This is a genomic window from Micrococcus sp. APC 4021 (assembly GCF_030407635.1).
Taxonomy (GTDB): Bacteria; Actinomycetota; Actinomycetes; order Actinomycetales; family Micrococcaceae; genus Micrococcus; species Micrococcus luteus.
Genome location: NZ_JASDCZ010000170.1, coordinates 1 through 3,343, shown reverse-complemented (window position 1 = coordinate 3,343; position 3,343 = coordinate 1). Strand labels below are relative to the sequence as shown.

At 74.3% G+C, this 3,343-nt stretch carries 2 protein-coding genes; both read right to left on the bottom strand.

Features of this window, described 5'->3' with window-relative positions:
* Nucleotides 1–61: 61 nt before the first annotated feature.
* Nucleotides 62–880 carry a PspA/IM30 family protein gene (locus QL983_RS10765; RefSeq protein WP_002854906.1) on the bottom strand — a complete coding sequence of 273 codons (819 nt, stop codon included), beginning with the start codon at nucleotides 878–880 and terminating at the stop codon, nucleotides 62–64.
* A 116-nt stretch (nucleotides 881–996) separates the two neighbouring features.
* Nucleotides 997–3,129, bottom strand: coding sequence for a TPM domain-containing protein (locus QL983_RS10760; RefSeq protein ID WP_036314365.1), 2,133 nt, complete (start codon nucleotides 3,127–3,129; stop codon nucleotides 997–999).
* Nucleotides 3,130–3,343 lie beyond the last annotated feature (214 nt).

The following is a 3,343-nucleotide window of genomic DNA, read 5'->3' as shown; positions in this document are numbered from 1 at the left end:
GCACGAGGACGGCCCGCCGCGCCGGCGTGGGCCGGGCGACGGGCCGTGGGGAGGGGCGGGGTCAGCCGCGCGCGGTGCCGGTCTCCTCGGCGGTCCCCTCGGCCGCGTAGTCGAGGGTCAGGGTCTCATCGGCGTCGACGTCGCCCGAGGTGAGGGCGGCCTGGCCGGCGCCGCCGGCCTTGAGGGCGGCGAGGCGGGCCTCCACCTCGGTCTTCTCGCCGAGGTCCTCGAGGGACTCGAACTGGGCGTCGAGGGAGGAGGCGGCGATCTCCTGCTGGCCGCGCACGCGGGCCTCCTCGCGACGGACCTTCTCTTCGAAGCGGGAGACCTCGGAGGTCGGGTCCAGCAGGTCGATCGACTTCACGGCGTCGGCCACCGCGGACTGGGCGTGGGCGGACTTGGCGCGGGCGGTCAGCTCGTCGCGCTTGGCGACCAGCTGCTGACGCTTGACCTTCATCTGGTCCAGACCGGTCTTCAGGCGCTCCACGATCTCGCGCTGCGAGGCGATGGTCGGCTCCGCGGACTTCGCCTGGCGCTCGAAGTCCATCTGGCGCTCGATGGCCACCTTGGCGAGGTTGTCGAACTTGTCCGCCGAGGCGGTGTCGCCCTTGGTGCGGAAGTCGTCGGCCTTCTGGGAGGCGGCCAGCGCCTTCTGGCCCCAGCTGCGGGACGCGTCCTGGTCCTCGCGGTAGTCGTCCTCGATCATCCGCAGGTTGCCGATCGTCTGGGCGACGGCGGCCTCGGCCTCCGCGATGTTGTTCGTGTAGTCGCGGACCATCTGGTCCAGCATCTTCTGGGGGTCCTCGGCCTTGTCCAGCATCGCGTTGATGTTGGCCTTCGCCAGCGTGCTGATGCGGCCGAAGATGGACTGCTTGACCATGGTGTCTGCCTTTCGTCGGTCTTTCACGTCAGCGCAGACCGTCGGCCTGCGTCCACCCCGTCCCGCGCGTGCGGGCCGGGCCGGCGCCCGGGGCGCCGGAGTTCATGGGGCGGCGGTCAGAAGCCGCCGCCGGAGATGTCGCCGAACCCGCCGAAGTCGCCGCCGCCGAGGCCGCCGCCGTCGAACCCGCCGAAGCCACCGCCGCCCCAGCTGCCGCTGTTCAGGATCGAGTTCATCAGGATGCCGCCGAGCAGTGCGCCGCCGAGGCCGCCGCCGAAGCTGCCGCCCACTCCGGCGCGCGGGCGTGCACCGTACATGCCGCCCACCATGCCGGGGCCGTAGCCGAAGCCCTCGACGTCCGCGCGGGCCAGCTCGCTCGCGCGCTCGGCCAGCTGGGAGGCGCGCTGCGCCTGCTGGAGGGCGGCCACGGGGTCGGTGCGGCCGAGGCTGATCGCCGAACGCAGCGTGTGGTCGGCCTCCGCGAGCCGGGTCCGGGCCTCCGAGCCCACCGCACCGCGCCGGGCGCCGATGAAGTCGGCCGTGCCGTCGATCTGCGCCTGGGCCTGGGCGATCGTGGAGGTGAGCACCTGGGAGGCCTGGCGCGCCTGCTCCCGAGCGTCGCGGACGCCGGCCAGCGGGGTGTTGAGCTGGCGGTGCGCGGCCTCGAGCTGGTGCAGCAGCTCCAGGGGGTCCGGGCGGCCGGCCGCGAGGGCTCGGCGCACCGCGTTCACGGCGTTCTTCATCCCCGCCACCGGGCCGGCCAGCTCGGGGTTCGACCCGTTGGCCACGAGCGCCTCGGCCTCGGCGACGTCCTGCTCGGACTGGGCGAGGCCCGTCTGCAGGTTGCCCAGCATGGCCCGCAGGGACCCCTCGGCCTTGCCCACCGCCTCCGTGAGCGTGTCCACCTGGCTGAGCGCCTCCTCGGCGGCACGCACGGCCAGCGCCGCCGTGGAGCGGTCCTGGGCGTCCCACGCGCTCCGCGACTTCGCGACGGCGGTCTCCACGAACTCCAGCCGCTCCCGGGCCTGCGCCGCGTTGTCCGCGACCTCGGCGAGGGCGGACTCCGCGTACTGGCCGTGCAGCGCGGCGATCGCCGACTCGGACTCCTGCACCCGGGACCGCGCCTCGGGCAGGCGGGCATCGACGCGCTCGAGGGCCTCGGGCACCTGGTTCTCGAGGTCGCGCAGGGAGTCGAACTCCTCCTTGTGCGCCGCGAGGGCCGCGCCCACGGCCTCGCTGCGCTGGATGATCTCCTTGAGCCAGGCGCGCTGCTCGGCCTCGGTGTCCGGGATCTCGTCGTCGAGCTGGTGCTGAAGCTGGAACGAGGCCCGCATGTGCTCCTTGGCCTGGTCGATGTCCTCGCGGAACGTCGCCACGGACTTCTCCCCGTAGGACGCCTCAGCGAAGCCCAGCTCCTGCTCCGAGGAACGGATGGCGTCGTCCGCCGCCACGAGCTTGGAGCCCGCCTGAGTGCGCAGCTGCTCCACGCTGAGCTCGTCGAGGGGGTCGCGGCGGACCTCCTCCGTGCGGCCCCGTTCGACCGCGCCGCCCTGCGTGCGCTTCCGGCTGCGGGCCACGAGCACGCCGCCGCCCACGGCCGCGGCCACCGCGCCCGCGCCGAGCACCGCCGTCAGGGCCCCGCCGCCGGAGGCGCCCTGGGCCGTGCTCCCGCCGCCGGTGGTGCCGGCCGGCAGGGCACCGGCCGGATCGTACTCGGCCCCGCTGGCCCCCCTGCCGTCGAGCGTGCCGTCGGCGGCGTCGTCGAGCCCCTGCACCGCAGCGGTGCCCGCCGCGAGCCAGTCCGCCGAGCCGGGGTCCGTGCCGATCCTGGACAGCTCCGGACCCACGTAGGTGCGCGTCACCTGGTTCTGCAGGTTCGCGTCCCCGCCGCTGTCCAGCCCATAGGCGCGGTCCTCGACCGCGATCGCCAGGACCGAGTCGTTCGTTCCGAGCCCGCGCTGGCGCGCCACGTCCTGGGCCAGCGTCTGGGCGTCCGTGCTGAACTCATCCACGTAGACGACGTACAGCCCCTGCCCGGTGTCCCGGCGCAGGTCCTGGATCTCCTGGGTCAGCCGCTGCTCATCGGAGGTCGAGAGCACCCCGGCCTCGTCCACCACGTACACGCCCGGCGGCACCGTCACGGCGTGCGCGGCGGGTGCCGCCACCAGGAGGCCCAGGCCTCCCAGACCCGCGGCGGTCACGGCGCGCGCCAGACGGCCGACGTCGGCGGGGCGGGCGGGCACGGTCATGCGGGGTCTCCTTCGACGACGGAGGCGAGCCGCCGCACCGGGCGGACCCGCCGGATCCTGGGGTTGAGTGTAAGGCGGCGTGGGAAGCGGACACCAGAGATCCGGCGCGGCCGGGACCGTGGGAGGAGCGGATGTTCGGCCTCTAGGCGGCGTTCAGTCATGCACGCTAGCGTGGACGTGCCCCGGGGCGCGCGTCCGCAAGACGACGGGCGGC

Coding starts and splice junctions, on each gene's coding strand:
- QL983_RS10760 (WP_036314365.1), bottom strand. CDS start 3,129: ATGACCGTGCCCGCCCGCCCCGCCGACGTCGGCCGTCTGGCGCGCGCC.
- QL983_RS10765 (WP_002854906.1), bottom strand. CDS start 880: ATGGTCAAGCAGTCCATCTTCGGCCGCATCAGCACGCTGGCGAAGGCC.